The organism is Xanthomonas sp. 3075 (assembly GCF_014197275.1).
GTDB lineage: Bacteria > Pseudomonadota > Gammaproteobacteria > Xanthomonadales > Xanthomonadaceae > Xanthomonas > Xanthomonas campestris_B.
Genome location: NZ_JACIFI010000024.1, coordinates 34785 through 57623, shown reverse-complemented (window position 1 = coordinate 57623; position 22839 = coordinate 34785). Strand labels below are relative to the sequence as shown.

The following is a 22839-nucleotide window of genomic DNA, read 5'->3' as shown; positions in this document are numbered from 1 at the left end:
GCTCCACTGATGTGCAATCAACTGCAACGGATTTGCGGCCGTTGGCGCTTGAAATCAAGCAAGCACCTGACCGACGATTCAGTTGCCCATGCCATCGCCCACCTACCGCGGCCGCTTCGCGCCCTCCCCCACCGGCCTCCTGCACTTCGGCTCCCTGCTGGCAGCCTTCGGCAGCTGGCTGCTTGCCCGGCATGCCGGCGGGCAGTGGTGCGTGCGCATCGAGGATATCGACCCGCCCCGCGCCGAAGCGGGCGCCTCCGACCATCAACTGCGCACCCTGGCCGCATTCGGGCTGACCTCGGACCTTCCGGTCATCCGGCAGTCCGATCGGCACGCGCACTACACCGCCGCGCTCACCCAGCTGCTGGACGCCGGGCTGGCCTTCGAATGCAGTTGCAGCCGTGCCGACCTGGCAGGCATGGGCGGCATCCACCACGCCTGCGTGGCACCGCTCAGCGCGCGTCGCGCGGTGCGCCTGCGGGTGTCGCCACAGGCGCCGGTCAGCTTCGACGACGGGCTGCAAGGCCGCGTGGTGCAGGACGTCTACGCGCAGGTGGGCGACGTGGTGCTGCGCCGCGCCGATGGCTACTGGGCGTACCAGCTGGCGGTGGTGGTGGACGACGCCGCACAGGCCGTCACCGATGTGGTGCGCGGCGCCGACCTGCTCGACTCCACGCCACGCCAGCTGGTGCTGCAGCGTGCGCTGGGCCTGCCGCAGCCGCACTACCTGCACCTGCCGCTGATCCTGGATGAGGAGGGCCGCAAGCTGTCCAAGTCGCACGCTGCGCCTGCGCTGGACCCTGCCGACCCGCTGCCGGCGCTGCACGCGGCCTGGGCCGCACTGGGCCAGCTGCCAGCCGCGCTGCCAAGGCACGCCGGCATCGACACGGTGCTGCAGCATGCCGTGCAGCATTTTTCGCCCCAGCGGCTGCCGCGCAGGCACAGTCAGGACGCTAGCGGACGCGCATCACAGCGCGCGCGTGACTAGAATTGCCTCCCAGAACCGGCATCCGGGACGGCGCGTGCGCCAGCGCCCGGCGTGCTCCCAGGCTTTCTTTCGATTTGGAGTCGTCATGACATCTCGCGTCGCATTGGTCACCGGCGGCACCGGCGGTATCGGCACCGCCATCTGCAAGCGTCTGGCCGACCAGGGTCATCGGGTCGCCAGCAACTTCCGCAGCGAAGAAAAAGCGCAGGCGTGGCAGCAGCGCATGCAGGCGCAGGGCTATGAATTCGCCTTGTTTCGTGGCGATGTGGCTTCGTCGGACCATGCGCGCGCGCTGGTCGACGACGTCGAAGCCTCGCTGGGGCCGATCGAAGTGCTGGTCAACAACGCCGGTATCACCCGCGACACTACCTTCCACCGCATGACCGCCGAGCAGTGGCACGAGGTCATCAACACCAACCTCAATTCGGTGTTCAACGTCACCCGCCCGGTGATCGAAGGCATGCGCAAGCGCGGCTGGGGCCGGGTGATCCAGATCAGCTCCATCAACGGGCTCAAGGGGCAGTACGGCCAGGCCAACTACGCCGCCGCCAAGGCCGGCATGCATGGCTTCACCATTTCCCTGGCGCGCGAAAATGCAGCGTTCGGGGTGACCGTCAATACGGTCTCGCCCGGTTACGTGGCCACCGATATGGTGATGGCGGTGCCGGAGGAAGTCCGCGCCAAGATCGTCGCCGACATCCCCACCGGCAGGCTGGGGCGGCCGGAAGAGATCGCCTATGCGGTGGCGTTTCTGGTCGCCGAAGAGGCCGCCTGGATCACCGGCTCCAATCTGGATATCAACGGCGGCCATCACATGGGATGGTAGCGTTTGCTGCAACTTTGCATCGCAGCATGAAATTTCCTTAAAAATCATGCTGCGCAGCATTTTTTTGATGTCTGCTTAAGAAAATAAGGCCTTCTGGCTGTTGCAAGGGCTGCTGCGGTGCGCCATCCTGCGCGCACTATCGTTGTGAGTGAACGCTCCATGGCCGGACTTCGCATCATCAAGAAGTACCCCAACCGCCGTCTCTATGACACGGAAATTTCCAGCTACATCACCATCGAAGACGTGCGGCAACTGATCATCGACGGCGAAGAATTCGAAGTGCGCGACGCCAAGAGTGGCGAAGACCTCAGTCGCGCGGTGCTGCTCCAGATCATTGCCGACCGCGAACAGGACGGCGAGCCGATGCTGTCGACCCAGTTGCTGAGTCAGATCATCCGCTTCTACGGCGACTCGCTGCAGGGCTTCATGGGCAACTACCTGGAGCGCAGCATGCAGGTGTTCCTGGACCAGCAGCAACAGTTCCGCCAGCAGATGGGCAACCTGCTCGGGCAGACCCCCTGGGCGATGATGAACCAGCTGACCGAGCGCAACCTGGAGCTTTGGCAGGAATTCCAGCGCAATTTCGGTGCCGGCTTCGGACGTCCGGGCGGCCCCGGTACGCCACCGACCCCGCCGGGTTCGGGCGGCATGGGCAGCGGCCCGATGGGCACCGGCACGCATGGAACCTCTGGCAGCACCACCGGAAAGGCCCGCAATCGCGGATGAGCGACCGCTGCGCCCGGAGCGTGACGCGCTTCGGGCATGGCAGACCTCAGCGGCGGGCCGGTTTCTCGCAGGCCGAGCAGATACGCTCCACGTGGTAACCACGTGCACGCAGGCGCTCCACCACACCATCGCGCCCCAATAGATGCAGCGCACCGACCACCACCAGCGTGGTCCCGCTGCCCTTGCCGAGCCGTTGCTCAAGACGTGGAACCCAGCGCGCATTGCGCTCGACGTTGATGTCCTGATACAGCGCCGGATAGTGTCGCCGCATGTCCTCGGCCATCTGCGTGGACAGCGTCTGCACATCGCCGTTGCGCCACGCCGCATGCAGTTGGCGGAGCTGATCGCCGGCATCGGCCTCGTCCAGCGACTCTTCCAGCAGCTGATGCTGCTCGGCCGGCGACATGCCATCGAGCAAGGCGATCTGCTCGTCGGCACGCTCCAGCCCATCGGCCGGCTTGCCCCGGGCCTGTGCCTGATCCATCAGGTAATGGTCCAGCCCTGCGTTCGGATCCATGCCCTGCCGGCTCATCTGCGCCAGGCTGATGGTCAACGCCACAAACCAGGGTTCAAGCGGCTGCAGGTGGTCGATCGACATGCCGTATTTGCGCGCATACCTCGTCAAGGCCTGCCAGGTCTTCGCATCCAGCACGTCCTGCAGCCGGCGTCCGTCGGTGCGTCGCGCCGCCTGCAGCATGCGGCTGCCCAATTCCGGCGACTGCGCGTCGGCTGGCGGCAATTCGAACACCAGCCGATCTGCCTTGGCGAAGGCCTGCATCACCTCCGGCGACAGCGGGTAATCACTGGGCTTGAGCAGATGGAACGAGCCGAGCAGATAGACCGTGCCACCCTTGCCATCGACCTTCCACAACAGCGGCACCGGCGGTCCGATGCTTGCGTCGCTGGCGCCACGTGCCCAGGCTGGCGCACTCGCCCCGCTCCATAACACCACGGCGATCAGTGCGCCGCTGCACCAGGTGGCAAAACGGGCGCGCCTCGTTGCATTCACCATGTCGGTTCTCAACCGTGTCGGTCCGGTCACGTCAGTGCGGCGCCTTGTAGGCTTTTTCGCCTGCGGTCACCGCCAGATCGATGCGGTTTTCCGGCGGCGGCAATGGGCAGGTCGCGAATGGGGTGAACGCGCACGGCGGGTTGTAGGCGCGGTTGAAATCGACCACCACCTGCCCCGCTGCATCGGCCACATCCAGGTCGAGAAAGCGCCCAGCAGGATAGCTGCCATGCCCGCTGGTGCGATCGGCGAAGACCACGAACATCGGCTGCCCCGGTGCGCCGATGGTTTCCAGCCGATACGACTTGCCGTCGCGCTCGAATACGATCGCTCCGGCATTGGCCTGCTCGCTGCTGATGCCGACGATGTCCACGATCGGAATGGTCTTTCCGACCGCGTTAGGCACATAGCGCGCCGTGATGCGCCAGGATGGATCGGCCGGCCAGTACTCCAGGCCGGCAAAGCGAGTCCGCGATGGCGCGTCGGCATGCTTGACCCGCAGCGCGTCACGATCGCCACGATGAATCAGGCTCAGCACACCGTTGCCGTCATCGAAACGGATGAAGGTCGGTTGCGGGTCGAGATCGGAGTGGAAACGGATCCTGCCGGTCAGCGGTTTGCCATCGACGGTCAGCGCAGCGCCACGCTCGGGCACGAACCACACCACGCCACCCTCGCTGGACACCATCCCCATCTTCGGCGGACCGACCGCCAGCCTGATGCCGCTATCGGCACTGCTGCCGATGTAATGCGCCTTCAACGACAACCAGTGCAGGCCGACCAGGCTGGTCCAGCCATCGGGCGCACGCAGTTCTTGCAGACGGCCATCGCGCCAGGCGGTGTTGTCGGCCAGGAATGTCTTGTCCGGCACGACCGGCGCGGCAGGCGGCGGCGCGTCGCGTCCGCACCCGGCCAGCGCCGTCGCCACCAGCATGCCAAGCAGCCACCACCGTTCCCTGCGCACGGCCATCAACGTCCCCTCAGGAACCAACGATCGATGTCGCTCAGCGTAAACCGTGCCCAGGTCGGCCGGCCATGGTTGCATTGACCCGAACGCTCGGTGATTTCCATATCGCGCAGCAACGCGTTCATTTCCGGCACGGTGAGGCGGCGATTTGCGCGCACCGCACCGTGACAGGCCATGGTGGAAAGCAGTTCGTCGCGCGCACTGGCGATGCGGCGGCTCTGGCCATGCTCGCGCAGATCGCCGAGCACATCGCGCAACAGCGCCTCCGGTTCGGCATTGGCGAGCAGCGCGGGAATGCTGCGCACATGCAGCGATTGCGGGCCGGCACGGGTGATCTCGAAGCCCAGGCTGGCCAGCGTGTCGGCTTCGCGCTCGGCGGTGTCGGCCTCGCGCTCGCCCACTGCCAGCGTCATCGGCACCAACAGCGGTTGCGCGTGCAGACCGATGCTGTCGTGCGCGTTCTTGAGCCGCTCGTAGCCGATGCGTTCGTGTGCGGCGTGCATGTCCACCACGATCAGGCCTTCGGCGTTCTCGGCCAGGATGTAGATGCCGTGCAATTGCGCGACCGCGTAGCCGAGCGGCGGCACACCACTGTCTGCAGCGGTCTGCGGCAGGCCGGTGCCGGAACCGTTGGGCATCGCTGTGGACTGCTGCTGCGCATCGCTGGACGAGGGTGCGTATAGCGCGCTGTAGGCGGCACGCGCTTCATCCACGCGCAGGCCCAGCGGGGTCTGCGATGGTGTCCAGGCTGCATAACCGCTCGCACCGCCTGCATGACCCCTTGCGGCGCCGTAGCCCGGGCTGTTGTTGCCCATGCCGATCTGCGGGGCTGTCGCATATCCCGCGCTTTCACTGCCAATGGCGTTCGGCGTCGCGCCGGCACGCGTGTGCGCCAGCGCGTCCTGCAAGGTGCGGTACACGAAGTCGTGGATCAGCCGCGCCTCACGGAAGCGCACCTCGTGCTTGGCCGGATGGACGTTGACGTCCACGCGCGCCGGGTCCAGTTCCAGAAACAGCACGTAGGCCGGCTGACGACCATGGAACAGCACATCGCCATAGGCCATCTTGACCGCATGCGCGACGCTGCGATCGCGCACCGAGCGGCCATTGACGTAGAGATACTGCTGGTCGGTGCTGGCGCGCGAATAATGCGGCTGCGCGACCCAGCCATGCAGACGCAGACCGGCGCCGCTGTGATCCACGCGCAAGGCCTGCCGCGCGAAGTCCTCGCCCAGCGTTTCGCCCAGTCGCGCATCCGAATACAGATCCCCCGGCTTGTAGCGACGCGAGGGTTTGCCGTTGTGCGAAACCCGCAACTCCACATCCGGCCGCGCCAGCGCCAACGAACGCAGCCACTCTTCGATATGCCCGAGTTCGGTGCGCTCGGCACGCAGGAACTTGCGCCGCGCCGGCACATTGAAGAACAACTCGCGTACTTCGACGGTGGTGCCGGGCGCGTGCGCACGTGGCATCACCTCGCCCAGGCGCCCGCCTTCGATCTCCAGCGCGGAGCCATGCTCGGCATCGTGGCGACGCGAGATCAGGGTGAAGCGGCTGACCGAAGCGATCGACGGCAGGGCTTCGCCACGAAAACCGAGCGTGGCGACGGTCTCCAGATCGTCCAGCGACGCGATCTTGCTGGTGGCATGCCGCGACACCGCCAGCGGCAGTTCGTCCGGGGTGATGCCAGCCCCGTTGTCGCGGATGCGGATCAGCCGCACGCCGCCTTCTTCCAGCTCGATATCCACGCGCGTGGCGCCGGCATCGAGTGCATTTTCGACCAGTTCCTTGACCACGGAAGCGGGCCGCTCGACGACTTCGCCGGCGGCAATCTGGTTGATCAGAATCTCGGGCAGCTGGCGGATCGCCATCAGCGCAGGCTCGCGCGGTGGACGCACAACATGCGACAGAGCGAGGGTGTAACAGGCAAGACAGACGTCGGCACGGCAATCCGGCGGCGCGCGAGCGCCGTCATCCAGGGAATCAATACGGAATGATAGCCGAGCGGCTTAGCGGCTGCCGCCGGCCACGGTGCCGGCGGCAGCATCGGCTTCGGCCTGCGCACGCGCGGCAAACAAGGTGCCCGGCGGCGGCTGGCGGGTGAAGAAGGTATCGATGCCATCCAGCACCGCCGAGGCGATCTTGCGCTGGTAGGCCGGATCGATCAGGCGGCGTTCTTCATCCGGGTTGGAGATAAACGCCGTTTCCACCAGCATCGCCGGCATGTCGGAGGTACGCAGCACCGCGAAGTTGGCGCGTTCCAGCTGCGGCTTGTGATTGTTGCCGATCCGCTTGAGGCCGCCGAGCACATGCCCTGCCGCGTCTTCGGACGCCTTCATGTGGCCGCTCTGCGCCAGATCGAGCAGCACATTGGCCAGCGTGCTTTCGGTCTGCTGCAAACGCACGCCGCCGACCAGGTCGGCGGCATTTTCCTTGTCGGCCAACCAACGTGCGCGCTGCGAGGAGGCGCCCTTGGTTGACAGCACATAGACCGACGAGCCGGTCGCGCTGCGATTCTCGGCTGCGTCGGCGTGGATGGAGATGAAGATATCGGCCTTGGCGGCGCGTGCCTTCTGCGCACGCATCGGCAGCGGAATGAACACGTCGCTGTCGCGGGTCAGGTAGGCCTTCATGCCGGGTGTGGCGTTGATCTGGCGCGCCAGCTCACGACCGACCGCCAGGGTCACGTCCTTTTCGCGCTTGCCGGTGGGGCCCATGGCGCCCGGATCCTGGCCGCCGTGACCGGGATCGATCGCCACGATCAGCGGCCGCATGCCAGCTGCCATCTTGACCCGCGCAGCCTCGCTGGGCAGCACCGGACGCGGCGGAATGTCGTCATCGTCCGCAGCGGCGATGTTTCCGGACGCGGTCGTCGGCGCAGCGGCGATCGGGGTTCCGTACGCAGCGCGAGACGGCGCATTGCCGCCATTCAAGATGGCCGCGGGCGATGCGGCATTGCCCGCCATCGCGGTGCCTGCCGAGGCGTTAGCCGTGGAGACGGTGACGCGATTTGGCGTGTTGCCGGCGGTGCTCGCCGGTGCGGCCGTGCTGGTCGTCACCGCAGTGGTCGCGGTACCCGGACGCGGTGTCGGCACGCCGGTGGCGACCGTGGTCGGCACCGCTGCCGGCGTGACGCTGGGCATTGCCGATGCGGGCACGTAAGGCGGTGGGGTCGGTGCAGGCGGCGCTGCGGATGCACGTTGCGCGGAAGCGGCCAGCGCGGCAGTGGCGCGCGCCGCTTCGGCTTGCGCATCCACCGGACGCGGTGCGGGCATCGCAGGTGCCATCGTGGTGGTGGCGATGCCATTGGAGGCGGGCGTCGGGTCGCCCGGCCACTCGATCACCAAGGTCGAAGCGCTACCCAGCGTCTGCATCTGCGGCTTCAGCGGCGTGACCGGCGTTGCCAACTCGAAGACCACCCGGAAGGTGCCGGGGACCGGTTGACCGGTACGCACCGATGTCACCAGACCAGCGGCAGCCGGCAGCTTGAGCCCACGCATCCCCGACGAATCGGGAAAATCCACCACCAATCGGTTGGGATTGGCGAGCGACAGTGTCTTGAAACCGCCGCTGCCGGCGAGTTGAATTTCCGCACGCGTCCCGGTGGCACCGGTACTGACGCCAACGCCCTTGATTTCCCCGGCCCATGCAGCAAAAACCGCCAGGCTCAGGCTGGCGGTCAGGGCGGAAACACAAACTTGGCGGATCCCCGGTGTCATGGCGCTGGATTCAATCATCCAACAGCGTGAATTGCAAGGCAATTTCCCTTAATAATCCATAACCTGGCGTTCATTCCTCCTGTTGGCTCGCAAAAAGGGATCGCAACTGAGGCAGGCGCGACATGCGCGTCAGCCAGTCGCGGCCGGTGTCGCTGCGTCCCCGCAGTTGTACGCTGCGGCCATCGCCTTCGACGGCCAGTTCGATGTCCAGATCCGCCGGCGGCAGTACGCCTGCGCCGCGTTCCGGCCATTCGACCAACCACAGGCTCGCGCTGCCTTCGTCCAGGCCGAGAAAATCCAGCTCGCCAGCGTGGCCGATGCGGTACAGGTCCAGATGCCAGGCTTCATCGCCGGTGCTGAGCGGATAACGCTCGACCAAGGTGTAGGTGGGGCTACGAATCGGCCCGGTGACCCCGAGTGCGCGCAACAGCGCGCGCGCCAGCGTGGATTTGCCCGCACCCAGATCACCGTGCAGTTGCACGACCGCACTGCCAGGCCGCACTGCAGCCAACGCCTGGCCGAGGGTTTCAGTGGCCTGCGCGTCGGCCAGGTGTGCGGCGAGTTGATTCATGCAATGGCTCCGGCGTTGGCGAGGCGACGTAATTCGGGCAGTAAATCGGTCGGCAGCAGGCCGCGCTCGCCCTCGCGCGCAGCCGCATCGCCGGCGCAGCCATGCAACAACGCGCCGAGGCTGGCGGCATCGAAGGGCGACCAGCCCTGCGCCAGCAGGGCTGCGATCACACCTGTCAGCAGATCGCCCATACCGCCGACCGCCATGCCCGGATTGCCGGCGTCGATGATCCGCGGCAGCGCATGCGGCGCAGCGACCACGCTGCCGGCCCCCTTGAGGACGACTACCGCGTCGAAGCGCTTGGCTAATGCATCTGCGGCGGCCAGGCGATCGCGCTGGACCTGTGCGGTGGACAGACCAAGCAGACGAGCGGCCTCGCCGGGGTGCGGAGTCAGGACGCGCGGGCCGCGCGTCGGCAGCGCGTTGGCGGCCAGCAGATTCAGGCCATCAGCATCGATGACAACGGCGGTGTCCGACGCCAACACGGCGCGCCACACCCCTTCCGCCCAGGCATCCTGCCCCAGGCCCGGCCCCAGTGCGACCACGTCGGCCTTATCGGCCCATGCAGTGATGTCGTCGTCGGCCTGCACCGCGCGCACCATCGCTTCCGGGCAGCGCGCCAGCAGCGGCGCCACGTGTTCGGCGCGGGTGGCGACCTGCACCAACCCTGCCCCGCTGCGCAACGCGGCTTCGGCGGCGAGCATGATTGCGCCGCCGCTGCCGACATTGCCGCCGACACATAGCACACGCCCGGATTCGCCTTTATGCGTATTGCGGCGACGCGGGCGCAGCTGCGCGGCCAGGGCGTCGATGTCCCACCGCTGCGCAGCCGGCGCAAGCCCATCGAATGCGGCATCGGGGACATCCAGCGATGCGAGTGCGAGCGTGCCTGCATGCTCCAGCGCATCGCCGGTAGACAAGCCGACATGCGCCACGATGAACTGCAAGGTGGCGTCGGCACGTATCGCAGCGCCGAATGCCACGCCGTGATCGGCATCGATCCCGCTGGGCACGTCCAGCGCGAACACCGGAACGCCGGCCGCATTGATGGCCTCGATCAGACCGGAGGTCTCGCTATCGGGTGCGCGGTTGAGACCGATACCGAACAGCGCATCGACAATGACATCGGCCTGCGCCAGCGGATCCGGAAACAGCGCGATCGTCCCGCCTACAGCCAGATAATCGGTACAGGCGCGCTGCGCCAGGTCCGAGCCCGGGCCATGCTCGGGCAGATGCACCACGCGCACCTGACGCCCGGCCCGCTGCGCCAGGCGCGCCAGCACGTAGCCATCGCCACCGTTGTTACCAGTGCCGCAGACCACCACGATGCGGCGTGCCTGCGGCCAGCGTTGCAACAGGTCATGCCAGGCGGCCTGCCCGGCGCGTTGCATCAGGGTGTAGCCATCGCCACCGAGCAGCGTGGTGGCCTGCGCATCGAGCCTGCGCGCGGCGGCGGTGTCGTAAAGATCGAGCGGTGCATACATGCCGGGAATTCTATACTTGTCGCCATGTCTGCCGTTTCCATCCGACCCGACCCCACCGACGCCGCCGCGCGCATCCGTGCGCTTGCGCGCGAGGCCGGCTTTCAACGCTGCGGCATCACCGGCATCGAGCTGGGCGAGGACGAGGCGCATCTGCGCAGCTGGCTGGAAGAAGGTCTGTACGGAACCATGCACTGGATGGCCCAGCACGGCGACAAGCGTTCGCGCCCGCAGGAGCTGGTGCCCGGCACCTTGCGCGTGCTGTCGGTAGGCATGGATTACGGCCGCAAGGACGACAGCGAAGCCTGGAACACCTTGCACGATGGTCGTCGCGCTTACGTGGCGCGGTATGCACTGGGGCGCGACTACCACAAGCTGATGCGCAACCGGCTGCAGAAACTGGCCGAGCGTATCCAGGGCGAGATCGGCGCATTCGGCTATCGGGTGTTCGTCGATTCCGCGCCGGTGCTGGAGCGCGCATTGGCGCGCAATGCCGGGTTGGGCTGGATCGGCAAACACACCTGCCTGATCGATCGCAATGGCGGCTCGTGGTTCTTTCTGGGCGAGATCTATCTTGATCTGCCGCTGCCCATCGACACTCCGGCCACCGCGCATTGCGGCAGCTGCACGCGCTGCATCGACATCTGCCCGACCCAGGCCATCATCGCCCCGTACCGGCTGGACGCACGTCGCTGCATCGCCTATCTCACCATCGAACACGAGGGTGCGATTCCCGAACAGATGCGCAAGCCGATCGGCAACCGCATCTTCGGTTGCGACGACTGTCAGTTGATCTGCCCCTGGAACAAGTTCGCCCAGCGCACCGACGAAGCCGACTTCCGCGCCCGCAACGACCTGGACGTGGCCACACTGCCGCAGCTGTTCGCCTGGGACCAGGACGAGTTCCTGCGCCGCACCGAAGGCAGCCCGATCCGTCGCAGCGGCCATCAGCGGTGGTTGCGCAATATCGCAGTGGGCCTGGGCAATGCGCCCGGCACGCCGGACGTCTTGGCGGCACTGGAAGCACGTCGCCACGATGCATCGGAGCTGGTGCGCGAGCATGTGGGCTGGGCGCTGGCGCAACACGGCCTGTGAGTTCCCGACCGATGCGCTCACACACGCGCATCGCCGCTGCGGGATAATACGGCGATGGCCGACCGCAACGAACAGATCCTCACCCCCAGCCAGCTCAACACGCTGGCGCGCGACCTGCTGGAGGGCAGCTTTCCGTTGGTCTGGGTGGAAGCGGAGTTGAGCAGTGTCACCCGCCCGTCCTCGGGCCACCTGTACTTCACGCTCAAGGACGCCCGCGCGCAGATCCGTTGCGCGATGTTCAAGCCCAAGAGCACCTGGCTGAAGTTCCAGCCGCGCGAAGGCTTGCGCGTGCTCGCGCGCGGACGCCTCACCCTGTATGAAGCGCGCGGCGACTACCAGCTGGTGCTCGATCACATGGAAGAGGCCGGCGAAGGCGCCCTGCGTCGCGCCTTTGACGAACTGCGGGCGCGCCTGGCCGCCGAAGGGCTGTTCGATAGCGAACGCAAGCAGCCGTTACCGGCGCATGTGCGCCGCCTGGCCGTGATCACTTCGCCCAGCGGTGCGGCGGTGCGTGACGTGCTCAGTGTCTTGGCGCGCCGCTTTCCGTTGCTGGAGGTGGACCTGCTGCCGTCGTTGGTGCAAGGCGACAGCGCAGCCGCGCAGATCACCTCGCTGCTGCAGCGTGCCGATGCGTCCGGGCGCTACGACGTCATCCTGCTCACGCGCGGTGGCGGCTCGCTGGAAGATCTTTGGGCATTCAACGACGAGCGGCTGGCCCGCGCGATTGCCGCCGCGCAGACGCCGGTGGTGTCGGCAGTCGGGCACGAGACCGACGTCAGCCTCAGCGATTTCGTCGCCGACGTGCGTGCGCCCACGCCGTCGGTGGCAGCGGAACTGCTGGTGCCCGATCAGCGCGAGCTGGTCGCGCGCGTGCAGCGCGCGCATGCACGCATTGCCCAGCTGCAACAACACAGCTTGGGCAACGCGATGCAGCGCGCCGACCGGCTCGCCTTGCGCCTGCGTGCGCATCGCCCGCAGGCGCGGCTGCAGCTGCTGCACCGCCGTCAGGAAGATGCCGCCCGCCAGTTGCGTGCGCGCATGACCCAGGTGCTGGAGCGGCTGCAGGCACGCGTGCAGCGTGGGCAGGGCCAGCTGCAGGCGCATAACCCGCAGCGCAACCTGGCCAACTTTCAGCAACGGCTGCGCGCACTGCATCCGCAGGCAGCGATGCAGCGGCGCCTGCAGCATGACCAGCTGCGTCTGCGCAGCGTGGCGCGCTCGCTGGAAGCGGTCAGCCCGCTGGCCACGGTGGCGCGTGGTTATGCCATCGTCACCCGCCCCGGCGATGGACGCGTGGTGCGCAGCGCCACCGATGTGGTGGCAGGCGAGCGCCTGCGCGCGCAGCTGGCCGAAGGCAGCATCGACGTGCGAGTCGAATCAAGCGACGACTGACGGCGACGAATCACGTCTACACGGGTTTGCTGCGGACTACCGGAGAAGAACACACCTGCGCGTTGCCGCGATGACAGCGGCACCGTATCGGGTCGCCATCGCCGCCACGCAGCTGTATCGGTGATCGACTTTGCGTTGTTCCCGCTGTATCGCAGTGAGAACTCCGACTGCGGCCGCCCGACGATCGCCGCGTGGCGTGACAGATGGCGCGCCGACGCTCCATTCAACGCCTCGCCCAGGCGGCCCGCCCGGGCGAGGGTTCAACAGACCGCGCGCACCGCTCAAGGTGCGTCAAAGGTGCATCACACGCGCTTTAGCCGTGACTGGGCGTCTGCGCCGCACGTTCCCAGCCCTGCATCAGCAGGCCTGCCAACGCCACTGGATCATGGTCGAAATGATGCCCGCCAGGACGCACCACCACCTCCACGCCACGCGCACGTAGCTCCGGGCACAGCGTGTCTTTCTCCTGATCGCCATAGATGCATTGCAGACGATGCGGATCCAGCGACTGGATCGCCGGCTCCACGTCGCGCTCGGCATCGTTATGCCAGCCCAGCCAGCCACCGACGCGGACCTTGAAATCCGCCTCGTGGCCGAGGCCGAGCAAGCTCACGAACTGCACCGATGCGCGCTGTCGCGGCGACAGGTCCGGGTAGGCAAACGGCAGCACATCGGCACCGAACGAGTAGCCGACCAGCGCCACATGATGGATGTGCCAACGCTGCTGGTAGGTTGCGATCACCCGATCCAGATCCGCACCGACCTGCTGCGGCGTGCGGCTGGCCCAGAAGTAGCGCAGGCTGTTCCAGCCCACCACCGACACGCCCTGCTGCTGCAATTGCGCGGCAATGCCTTTATCCAGTTCACGCCAGCCACCATCCCCGGACAGCATCACCACCAGCCGGTCGCTGCCCGGCGCGTGCAATTCGACCAGCGGTAGATCGCCCAAGCCTTCCGCCTGCGCTGCCAGGAAGTGGTCCCTGGTGGCGGCGGCGATCTGCATCGGGCTGGCATCGTCGACCAGATCATCGAGGAAGCCCTGATTGGCGTCGTGCACGTCGCGCGAGCAGGCCAGCCCCGGATCGTTGGTACCCGCATCGGCGACGACGGCACCACCCAGCACGTCGGGCGCCGCCGACGCCAACGCCTGGCGTGCCAGCACCGCACCATCGCCCTGCCCCACCAGCACCGGCGGCATGAACGCATCCACATGCTCGGCCCGCAGCAGCTTCTTGCCGAGCCGCTCGGCGTCGTCGGCCAGCGAACTGCACGCGGCGTGGTGGGAACGCACACGTTCGCGATACCTCGCGGTATCGACCACCGCCACCAACGCACCGTCGTTGCTGAGCATCTCGGCAAGCCGCTGGCCATCCTGGGCATGGCCGCTGTCGGGCAACAACACGACCATCGCCTTGGGCACGCCTTCCGGGCGAATCACCTCCACCGAACGATAATGCCCGGCGGTATTGCCGTCCTGCATATGCCGCGCCACCGCGTAGCCGCTGCCGCCAATGAGCAGCGCCGCCATCACCCAACGAAACATCTTGATCCCCAAGCCCATCGCGGCAGTCCTGTCAGAAGCGCACAAGCTTAGACCTGCGCACCCTCACCCGGTTCGGCCGCCTGTCAGCACGTGTTCGCTGCGGTTAAGCCTGCCGGCGCCGGTGGATCGGACCAGGCAGGTCCACGCGCGGCACATCGCAGGCAACATCGCTCAAGGCGCCGCACGCTGCCGACCGAACAGGCGCGGGCATTCACTGACTGACCAGCATTGCCGGTCACGCCCTGCCCGCACCCGGGGTGAGCACAGCGATAGCTGGGCAGCACCGTCGGTCGCATCGCTGCCGGCGTCCGCGCCCGCCCCGTGCCTGGTCGCTTGATGGCTGCTTTAGATGCCGCGCGCCAGGCGAAAGCCGATGCGTGCGCTGGTGGTATCCGAATCCTGCGACTGCCGCCATGCCGCGCGCGTCTGCTGCGGGGAGTTGGCCCAGCTGCCGCCACGGATCATGCGCTGCCGGCAGCCGGGGTTGAACCACGCCGCACCGTCGGCGGGCGCGCGGCGGTAGCTGGCATGCCAGCAGTCGGCCACCCACTCGCTCAGGTTGCCGCCCATGTCGTGCAGGCCCCAGGCGTTGGCGCGGAAACTGCCAACCGGCGCCGGCCCCCAGAAGCCGTCGCCATATCCGACGAAGCCGTTGTTCCAGTGCCGGCCGCTGCGCGAGACATCGTTGCCGCCGGTGACGTTGCCCGCATCGATCGGCGGCGAGCCGGCATTGCCCCACGGATAGCGACCGGTGGTGCCGGCGCGCACCGCATATTCGAACTCGGCCTCGCTGGGCACGTGGTAATGGCGGCCGGTCTGTTCCGACAACCAGCTCGCATAGGCCTCGGCGTCGCGAACGCTGACGTGCATCACCGGGCTGTTCGGCGCGGCCTGCGCGCCGTTGTAGTCCGATTGCCAATCCACCCCACTGCGTCGGATGAAGTTACCGCTGCGCTCGTCGTACACCACCGAATGCCCGCGCCGGGTGGCACGCGGACGGGCGCCGGTGGCGCGGACGAATTGACGAAATTCATCGACTGTCACTTCGGTGATCGACAACGCGAAGCCGCGCGCGAAGCGCACGTAATGCGCGGGGCGCTCGTTGTCCGAAGCACCCGGTTCGGCGTCGCCTGCGCCCATCTGAAACGCACCGTGCGGCACCACGATCATCTGCGGCCCGCGACCGCCGACTTTCAGCCCATCGGTGAATACCTGCCCGGGCCGGAAGCTGCCGTAATGCGTGGCCAGCTCCAGGCGACGGCGCAGGTCGCCCGCCACCGGATCGCCCGGATCGGCGATACGCAGTACCTCGGCCAGTTTTTCGCCGGCAGCCTTGAGTCCACGCGGCGAATTCAGATCGTGCAGCCCGGCGTCGTGCAATGCGGTGATTTGCGCCCGACGCATGCGTTCGATGCGCGTGCGCGCATCGGCCATGGTGGGCGCGCGCTCGCGCACCTGGCCGGCCATCTGCAACCAATACCGCGCACCGATGAAGTCGCCCACCTCGGCCGCACGTTCGGCGCGCGCCAACAAGCCACTTTCCACTGCCGCCAGCCCCTGACGCGTGCGCGGGTTATCCGCATCCAGCTGCGCGGCATCGCGAAAATTCGCCAACGCGCCATTACCGTCTTCGCCCAGGCGCCCGGCGCGCAGGTCGTCCTCGCCGGCGCGATTGAACCCGAGCACGCGCTGCGCAGTTTCCACCTCGCGTTGCAGCCCACGCACCTTCGGGTCCTGTGGGGCGAGCGCCAACGCCACGATCGCCAGTTCGCGCGCCTGTTCCAGCGCATCGTCCTGGCGCTCGGTCTGCGCGATCAAGGCATCGCCACGCTCGATCAACCGGCGCCGCGCCTGCTCCAGGCCGCGACGGCTGGCCGCATCCTGGCCACCGGCACGTTGCTGGATCGCCAGATACAGCGGAATCGCATCGTCGGCGGTGCGAAACAGCCGATCTTCCTTCAGCGCCTGGTCGGCACGCTTGCGCGCCTGCGCGAGCGACCCATCGCCAAGCTCTACCGCAGGCGGTTGCCATTGCGCCACGGTTTCGGCGGATTCTTCGCCGCCGATGGATACATTCGGCTTGCTTGGTGCAGCCTCCACTGCCGCCGGTTTTGGCGCAGCGGCAGGCGCAGGCGCCGGTGCGCGCGAACAGCCGCACATGCTGAGCGCGACCAATGTCCACGCTGCGATCCGGTTACCGCACTCACCCACCACCTGCTCCTTCCAGTGCTCTGCCGCACGACAGGCGATCGCGACGTTAGGCTATTCTGCGCGTTCTGCGCAAACCCCTGCTGTCGACGGAAATCACGTGCCCCACTGGATCACCCACCCCTCCGAGCTCACTGAACGCCTGCAAGCGTCGCGTCCGGCCCGCATTGGCCTGGATACGGAATTCATCCGCGAACGCACCTACTGGCCACAACTGGCGCTGGTGCAGATGGCCATCGGCGAGGAGATCCTGCTGATCGACCCGTTGATTCCCGGCATGAACGAGGCACTCGGGGAGTGGTTGACCGCCACCGATATCGTCAAGGTGATGCACAGCGCCAGCGAAGACCTGGTGACCTTCAAGTGCGCCTGCGGCGTATTGCCTCGGCCGTTGTTCGACACCCAGATCGCTGCCGCACTGGCCGGCGTGGGCGGTGGCATGGGCTATCAGAAACTGGTGCAGGAAGTGACCGGCACCTTGCTGACCAAGGGCGAGACGCGCTCGGACTGGATGCGTCGTCCGCTGTCGCCGGCGCAGCTGGAATACGCCGCCGACGATGTGCGTTACCTGTTCGCCATCCACGACGAACTCACCCGCCGCCTGACCGAGCAGGATCGCCTGGGCTGGTTGGCCGAAGATGCCGAGCGCCTGCTCGCGACGGTCGAACACGACGATGGCGAGCGTTGGCCGCATGTGAGCCTGCGCACCGCACAGTTCCTGGAGCCTGCCGCGCAACGTCGGCTGCTGCGGCTGCTGCGTTGGCGCGACCTGCAGGCGCGTCAGAGCGATCGTCCGCGCAGCTGGATCCTGGACAACGAACTGGCCAGCCAGCTGGCGCGCTTTCCGCCCGCCGATCTGGACGCCTTGCTGCGCCAGTTCGACAAGTTCCCCAAGGCGCCGCGCAAGCTCGCCGCTGCGGTATGGGACGCACTCAACACGCCACTGCCCGACGAAGACAAGGCGCCGCTGGCGCAGGCCGCCACCGACGGCAACAAGGCCACGCTCAAGCGCCTGCAGGATGCGGTGGCCCAGCGCAGCCGCGAGCTGGAATTGCCCGACGGCATCCTGGCCTCGCGCCGACACCTGGAAACCCTGATCGAACAACGCAGCTGGCCTGCCGCACTCGGCCAATGGCGCCGCGAGGTGCTCGAAGCGCAGCTGACGCCGCTGCTGGACGACGCGACGGCGTAATGCCGGCAGATAGTCCGCGATCGAAGCGCGCAGCGATGCGGGCATTGGCGTCGCTCGTGCATACCGCCGATCCTGCGACGCCGGGCCCACGGAAGGCCGAAAGAGATTGATAGCGTCGGTGCGGCGCCGACGCCGGACTTGCAGCGACATACATCACAGGATGTCTGGCATCGCGTCCTTGCTGCTCCTGTATCGTTGCAGCAAGGATCGCGGCATGCCCAACCGGCGTTGCCGCCTCCGGCAGGACAATGCGACAGTGCGCCACCGGGCCTTGCAAAAGACCTGGTCGCCGCATGTGCAAGCAGTGCACACGCAGCGGTCGCCCCCGGACCGCATGCCATAATGACGCGCGCCCATTGGGCAGCGTCTCCACCCTTATTCCGAGGCCATACCTCTGTGAGCAATACTTCTTCGAAACTGGACTCCATCGCGCAAGCCAAAGCCAAGCTGCTGGACGAGCTGCAGAAGCTGGAAGAACAGGAGAAAACCGAGCGCGCGAGCGAGGCATCCTCTGCGCATGCCACCATCGTCTCGCTGCTTGAGCAGTTTGCCGGCCATTTCAACACCAAGCAGCGCAACGACATTGCCGCCTACCTGGGCACCACCGGTGCACGCAAGGAAGTGGTCAAGAGCGGCCGCAGCGAAGTGAAGCCCAAGTACGAACTGCCGCACACCGGCGAGACCTGGTCCGGCCGTGGCCGTACCCCGAAGGCCTTTGCGGCCTGGGAAGGCTCGGTGTCGTACAAGGAATGGAAGGCCAAGAACCCGGACCTCAAGTTCCCGCTGGTTCGCGAGTAATGTCTGCAGGGCCGCGCTGTGACGGCGCCGCCCGTCGGCGCCGGACGCCATTGGCGAACCGCGCGGCATGTGGTTAGAATCAAACCACGTGGGGCGGTAGCTCAGCTGGGAGAGCGTCGCGTTCGCATCGCGAAGGTCGAGGGTTCGATCCCCTTCCGCTCCACCATTGCATGATTCATCAAAGGCCTCGGAAACCACGTTTCCGGGGCTTTTTTGCGTAGGCACGGTACTGGTCGCCGGCGCCGCCTGCAGCCATGGCGCGGGGATCACACCGTGCGCGCTAACGTGTCTGCCACCTTCACAGCGGACGCACGCCATGAGCAACGACCAGCGCCAACCCGACAAGGCTGCCGACAACACCCACGGCGTCACCGAGAGTCAGCAAGACCGTCAACAGGACGATGTCGCCAAACAGCGTCCCGGGGTCGAGGACCTGAAAGTCGATAACGAACAGAACCGCCGTCCGAAAGGCAATGCCGGCCAGGGCAAGTAACGCCTGCCACGTCGCTGCAGCACCGGCATGCATCACGCACATTCCACGCCGTTGGCCGATATGGCACCATTCGATCACGCATCGGTTGCTGGATGGCTGACGCGTGCTGCTTCATCGTTTGGAGGCAGACCGGGCTGCGGCTTGGCGACATCGGCATCGCCGCTGCCAGACACTCATCGCGCTATCGGCGCCCTTTCCGGTTGTCCTTTGCATGCAGATTCCTGACGCGCCAGCGTTGAACCTGGTCCACGCCACGCTGTTGCCCGGCGGGATACATGCCGGCCTCGGCGCCCGCAAGCCGGCCAACGAAGACGACCGGCTTGCCGCGCTGCACGATTACCAGATCCTGGATACCGCACCGGAACCGGGCTACGACGCCTTCACCTCGATCGCCGCTGCGGTATGCCGGACCCCAATGGCGCTGATTTCGCTGGTGGATACCCAGCGTCAGTGGTTCAAGTCGAAGGTCGGCATGCAGCCGAGGCAGACGCCGCGCGAGTTGTCCTTCTGCGCCCACGCCATCCTGCAGCCCGATCAGGTGATGGAAGTCGGCGACACCCACCTGGACGCACGCTTCGCCGACAACGCACTGGTCACTGGCGAGCCGCAGATCCGTTTTTACGCCGGTGCCCCGCTGCTGACATCCAACGGCATCGCGCTGGGCACGCTATGCGTGCTCGACCGCACGCCGCGACGCCTGTCGGTGGCCGAACGCAATGCATTGCAAGCGCTGGCACGGCAGGTCGTCAGCACGATCGAATTGCAGCACGCGGCCAAGCTGGTCGAACTGGACACGCTGCGCGACGCGCTCACCGGGCTGTGGAATCGCGACGGCCTGGAGCATGCCATGCAGACGCTCGTACAGCCTTCGACCGCATCGTCACCGCTGCCGCTGAGCTTTGCGCTGATTGATCTGGACGGCTTCAAACGGCAGCAATTGCAGGCCGGTGCGGCCGCCGCAGACGCAACGCGTGTGCAGGCCGCCCGGATCCTCGAAGCCCACCTGCCGCAGCACGCCACGGTGGCGCGCCTGGCGGGCGATCAGCTTTGCGTGGTGTTACCGCAGACCTCGGCGCCGGACGCGGCCAACACCATCGACGCGGTGCGCGGGGCAGTCGAAGCGGCCAGCTGGCCGACCGGCGCACTGACCATCAGCGCCGGCCTGGTTGAGGTCACGTCCAACGAGGCGCACGACAGCCATACCTTGCTGGCGCGCGCGCGGCATGCCCTGCAGACCGCGATTCGCGGCGGACGCAACCGCGTGCAGCGGTTCGATGGTTGGCAGCTGCACGACTGATTGGCCAATGTCGTCGTCTCCCTGACGACCTCTGCAACCTGGCGTTGCCATCCGCAGGCCTTCGCATGCCGAACAGCGTGGCCCCTGCCGGAAGGCGGCATGCACCGTGTCCGGTGTTGAGTGCCGCGCACATCTGCACGGCACAGGCTCTGCGCATTCCGTTGCCGGCCGCGCTCAGGCGGCCAGTGCGTCGCCGCCGCCCGCGATCTCATCCACCTGCAGCACCTGCTCCATGTCCAGCAACACGACGAAGCGTTCGCCGACCTTGCCCATGCCACGCAGCAGATCGCGGCGGATATGCGTGCCGAACGACGGCGCCGCCTCGATATCCTGATCGGCCAACTCGATCACCGCGTTGACCGCATCGACCAGCACGCCGATCACCTGGGTTCCCTGCGCCTGCTCGGTCGCCAGGATCACGATGCAACTGCGCTTGCCGATTGTGCAATCGGCACGGCCCAGTCGTGACTGCAGATCCACCACCGGCACCACGGCACCGCGCAGATTGATGACGCCGCGCACGCAGGCCGGCATCGACGGCACCGGCGTCGGCGTGCGGTACTGGATGATTTCGCGAATACCAAGAATGCTGATGGCGAAGGTTTCGCCATCCAGTTGAAAGGTCAGGTACTGGGCCGCCGCATCGGCGTCGCCAGGCATCACATCGGGGGTCTGTGCAGTCATCGGTCGGTCTCTCAGAAGCGAGCGAATTGGCCTTCGTCCGGGCCCTCGGACATCGCATAGGCCGGCGCAGCCGCGTGACGCCAACCGCTGTTGGCCGCAGTGCGTGACGGGCGTGCGGCGGCGACCTTGCCCCGCTTCGGCGGCGTGCTGACCGGCCCCTGCCCGCCCAGGCGGAAGAACGCCATGCTCTGCTGCAGCTGTTCGGCCTGTGCGCTCATCTCTTCGGCAGTGGCGGCCAGCTCTTCGGACGCACTGGCGTTCTGCTGGGTGGTCTGGCTCAGCTGCACGACCGCCGAATTGATCTGGCTGACGCCGGAAGACTGTTCTTCGGACGCGGCCGAAATTTCCTGTACCAGATCGGAAGTGCGCTTGATGCTGGGCACGATGGAATCGAGCAGACGGCCGGCGCGATCGGCCAGCTCCACGCTGGAACTGGCAACCTCGCCAATCTCCTGGGCGGCGACCTGGCTGCGTTCGGCCAGCTTGCGCACTTCGGCAGCGACCACGGCAAAGCCCTTGCCATGTTCGCCGGCACGCGCCGCTTCGATCGCGGCATTGAGCGCGAGCAGATTGGTCTGATAGGCAATGTCGTCGATGATGCCGATCTTCTGCGCGATCTGCTTCATCGCCTGGGTGGTGGCGACCACGGCTTCGCCGCCTTCGATGGTTTCCTTTGCGGCCTGGGTGGCCATGCCATCGGTGACGCGCGCGTTTTCGGTGTTCTGGCTGATCGATGCGGTCATCTGCTCCAGCGACGCGCTGGTTTCTTCCACGCCGGCGGCCTGTTCGCTGGCGGCCTGCGACAGCGACTGCGCGGTGGCGCTGACTTCTTCCGAGGCACTGGCCAGGGTTTCGGCGCTGGTATTGACCTCGCCCACTACCTGCGACAGCTTCTGCACCATGGTGCGCATCGCTTCGAGCAGCTGCGCGGTTTCGTCGCGGCCCTGCACCTCGATGCGCATGGTCAGGTCGCCTTCGGACAGACTGTTGGCCACCGCCACGGCGCGACGGATCGGGCCGGTGACGCTGCGGCTGATCACCACACCGAGGATGACGCCGAGGATGACGCCGCCAGCAATGATGGCGATCAACAGCTTGGAACTGTTGGTGTGGATGGCGTCGGTTTCCGCGTTGGCCGAAGCCGCGCTGCGCTCGCGCAGGCCGCCCAGGTCGGTCATCAGCGCATCCACTTCATCCGAGCTGGCACGCACCGCGTTGGACAGTGCCTCCAGGTCCGGATCGGCCTGGCGCAATGCTTCGCGGTTTGCGGCTTCGAGGAAGCGGCCGCGCTCGTCCAGATATTTCTGCCAGGCGCGGTCGAATTGCGCCAGCTTGTTCTTGCCTTCCTCGGTCTGGAAGCTGGACCGTGCGCGGGTCATGTAATCGACCACCTTGGCGGTGTATTTGTCGATGTTCTGCACGTGCGACTGGCGCTCTTCGGCGCTACTGGCCAGCAGGAGGTTGGCACGGGCGCGGCCGGCGTAGATGAGGTTGATGTTGGCCTCCTTGACGTTCGACAAACCCAGCAACTCACGCTCGTACAGCGAGGTGGCCAGACTGTTGATGCGACCGGAGTTGGAATAGCCAACCCAGCCGATGCATACGCCGATCGCCGAGACGATCAGGAAGGCGGCAATGAGCCTGGTTCCGATTCTGAGGTTGCCTAACATGGGAAAGTTCTCTTAAGGAGGAGGTGCGCGACATGCGCTGCATGGAGGAAGATGGCGTGCTGCGCTACGCGATCGCTGCGATACGGCTTGTCTAACCAATCGCTTATGGCTATCGGCGACGGCAAAACCCGCTTGAGACATGAACGGTGGTGAAACCCCCATTCAGTGCAGTGGATATCT

The 22839-nt window shown here is 66.6% G+C and carries 19 protein-coding genes and 1 tRNA gene; 10 read left to right on the top strand and 10 right to left on the bottom strand.

What is annotated here, in order from left to right; translation table 11 throughout:
• Positions 1-88 precede the first annotated feature (88 nt).
• The 3 genes from gluQRS (at position 89) to phaR (ending at position 2540) form a co-directional block, all read left to right on the top strand.
• Positions 89-988: a tRNA glutamyl-Q(34) synthetase GluQRS gene (gluQRS, locus tag GGR62_RS18155; RefSeq protein ID WP_184409236.1), complete on the top strand. Its 900-nt coding sequence runs from the start codon at positions 89-91 to the stop codon at positions 986-988.
• Between the two features lie 85 nt (positions 989-1073).
• Complete coding sequence (locus GGR62_RS18150; RefSeq protein ID WP_184409235.1) at positions 1074-1814, top strand: beta-ketoacyl-ACP reductase; 741 nt, start codon at positions 1074-1076, stop codon at positions 1812-1814.
• A 159-nt stretch (positions 1815-1973) separates the two neighbouring features.
• A complete protein-coding gene (gene phaR / locus GGR62_RS18145; protein ID WP_184409234.1) occupies positions 1974-2540 on the top strand; it encodes a polyhydroxyalkanoate synthesis repressor PhaR in 567 nt (188 codons plus the stop codon).
• A gap of 46 nt (positions 2541-2586) precedes the next feature.
• Here the strand turns inward: phaR and GGR62_RS18140 are convergent, their stop codons facing one another.
• From GGR62_RS18140 to GGR62_RS18115, 6 genes are all read right to left on the bottom strand, one after another.
• Positions 2587-3552 (bottom strand): TraB/GumN family protein, encoded by a 966-nt coding sequence (locus GGR62_RS18140; protein WP_184409233.1) that lies wholly within the window; start codon positions 3550-3552, stop codon positions 2587-2589.
• Between the two features lie 31 nt (positions 3553-3583).
• Complete coding sequence (locus GGR62_RS18135; protein WP_184409232.1) at positions 3584-4519, bottom strand: DUF1684 domain-containing protein; 936 nt, start codon at positions 4517-4519, stop codon at positions 3584-3586.
• Positions 4519-6387: a DNA mismatch repair endonuclease MutL gene (gene mutL, locus GGR62_RS18130; RefSeq protein ID WP_184409231.1), complete on the bottom strand. Its 1869-nt coding sequence runs from the start codon at positions 6385-6387 to the stop codon at positions 4519-4521. The genes GGR62_RS18135 and mutL overlap by 1 nt, the downstream gene beginning before the upstream one ends.
• A 138-nt stretch (positions 6388-6525) precedes the next feature.
• The gene (locus GGR62_RS18125; RefSeq protein WP_184409230.1) at positions 6526-8235 is read right to left on the bottom strand and encodes an N-acetylmuramoyl-L-alanine amidase; all 1710 of its coding nucleotides are present in this window, start codon (positions 8233-8235) and stop codon (positions 6526-6528) included.
• A 70-nt stretch (positions 8236-8305) separates the two neighbouring features.
• On the bottom strand, positions 8306-8806 hold the full coding sequence (tsaE, locus tag GGR62_RS18120) for a tRNA (adenosine(37)-N6)-threonylcarbamoyltransferase complex ATPase subunit type 1 TsaE (RefSeq protein WP_184409229.1): 501 nt from the start codon (positions 8804-8806) through the stop codon (positions 8306-8308).
• On the bottom strand, positions 8803-10290 hold the full coding sequence (locus GGR62_RS18115) for an NAD(P)H-hydrate dehydratase (RefSeq protein ID WP_184409228.1): 1488 nt from the start codon (positions 10288-10290) through the stop codon (positions 8803-8805). Before GGR62_RS18115 ends, tsaE begins: the two co-directional genes overlap by 4 nt.
• A 24-nt stretch (positions 10291-10314) precedes the next feature.
• On the opposite strand from GGR62_RS18115, the gene queG reads away from it, so the two are divergent.
• Together queG and xseA are read left to right on the top strand one after the other, a co-directional pair.
• Entirely contained in the window at positions 10315-11382 is a 1068-nt protein-coding gene (queG, locus tag GGR62_RS18110) for a tRNA epoxyqueuosine(34) reductase QueG (RefSeq protein WP_184409227.1), read from the top strand.
• A 54-nt stretch (positions 11383-11436) separates the two neighbouring features.
• Complete coding sequence (gene xseA / locus GGR62_RS18105; RefSeq protein WP_184409226.1) at positions 11437-12774, top strand: exodeoxyribonuclease VII large subunit; 1338 nt, start codon at positions 11437-11439, stop codon at positions 12772-12774.
• A 313-nt stretch (positions 12775-13087) separates the two neighbouring features.
• Here the strand turns inward: xseA and GGR62_RS18100 are convergent, their stop codons facing one another.
• Positions 13088-14335 carry a virulence factor gene (locus GGR62_RS18100; protein ID WP_184409225.1) on the bottom strand — a complete coding sequence of 416 codons (1248 nt, stop codon included), beginning with the start codon at positions 14333-14335 and terminating at the stop codon, positions 13088-13090.
• Positions 14336-14662: 327 nt separating this feature from the next.
• Positions 14663-16477, bottom strand: a complete 1815-nt coding sequence (locus tag GGR62_RS18095; protein WP_260306271.1) for a formylglycine-generating enzyme family protein — start codon at positions 16475-16477, stop codon at positions 14663-14665.
• Positions 16478-16625: 148 nt separating this feature from the next.
• Between GGR62_RS18095 and rnd the strand changes: the two genes are divergently transcribed.
• The 5 genes from rnd (at position 16626) to GGR62_RS18070 (ending at position 20305) form a co-directional block, all read left to right on the top strand.
• Positions 16626-17717 carry a ribonuclease D gene (gene rnd / locus GGR62_RS18090; RefSeq protein WP_184409223.1) on the top strand — a complete coding sequence of 364 codons (1092 nt, stop codon included), beginning with the start codon at positions 16626-16628 and terminating at the stop codon, positions 17715-17717.
• A gap of 396 nt (positions 17718-18113) precedes the next feature.
• The gene (locus tag GGR62_RS18085) at positions 18114-18515 is read left to right on the top strand and encodes an H-NS family nucleoid-associated regulatory protein (RefSeq protein ID WP_184409222.1); all 402 of its coding nucleotides are present in this window, start codon (positions 18114-18116) and stop codon (positions 18513-18515) included.
• Positions 18516-18605: 90 nt separating this feature from the next.
• Positions 18606-18681, top strand: a tRNA-Ala gene (locus GGR62_RS18080).
• 150 nt (positions 18682-18831) lie between these two features.
• A complete protein-coding gene (locus tag GGR62_RS18075; protein WP_184409221.1) occupies positions 18832-19008 on the top strand; it encodes a hypothetical protein in 177 nt (58 codons plus the stop codon).
• Positions 19009-19219: 211 nt separating this feature from the next.
• Positions 19220-20305, top strand: a complete 1086-nt coding sequence (locus tag GGR62_RS18070) for a sensor domain-containing diguanylate cyclase (protein ID WP_184409220.1) — start codon at positions 19220-19222, stop codon at positions 20303-20305.
• Positions 20306-20479: 174 nt separating this feature from the next.
• On the opposite strand, the gene GGR62_RS18065 is transcribed toward GGR62_RS18070, so the two are convergent.
• Both GGR62_RS18065 and GGR62_RS18060 read right to left on the bottom strand, forming a co-directional pair.
• Entirely contained in the window at positions 20480-20989 is a 510-nt protein-coding gene (locus GGR62_RS18065) for a chemotaxis protein CheW (protein ID WP_184409219.1), read from the bottom strand.
• 11 nt (positions 20990-21000) lie between these two features.
• A complete protein-coding gene (locus GGR62_RS18060; RefSeq protein ID WP_184409218.1) occupies positions 21001-22659 on the bottom strand; it encodes a methyl-accepting chemotaxis protein in 1659 nt (552 codons plus the stop codon).
• Positions 22660-22839 lie beyond the last annotated feature (180 nt).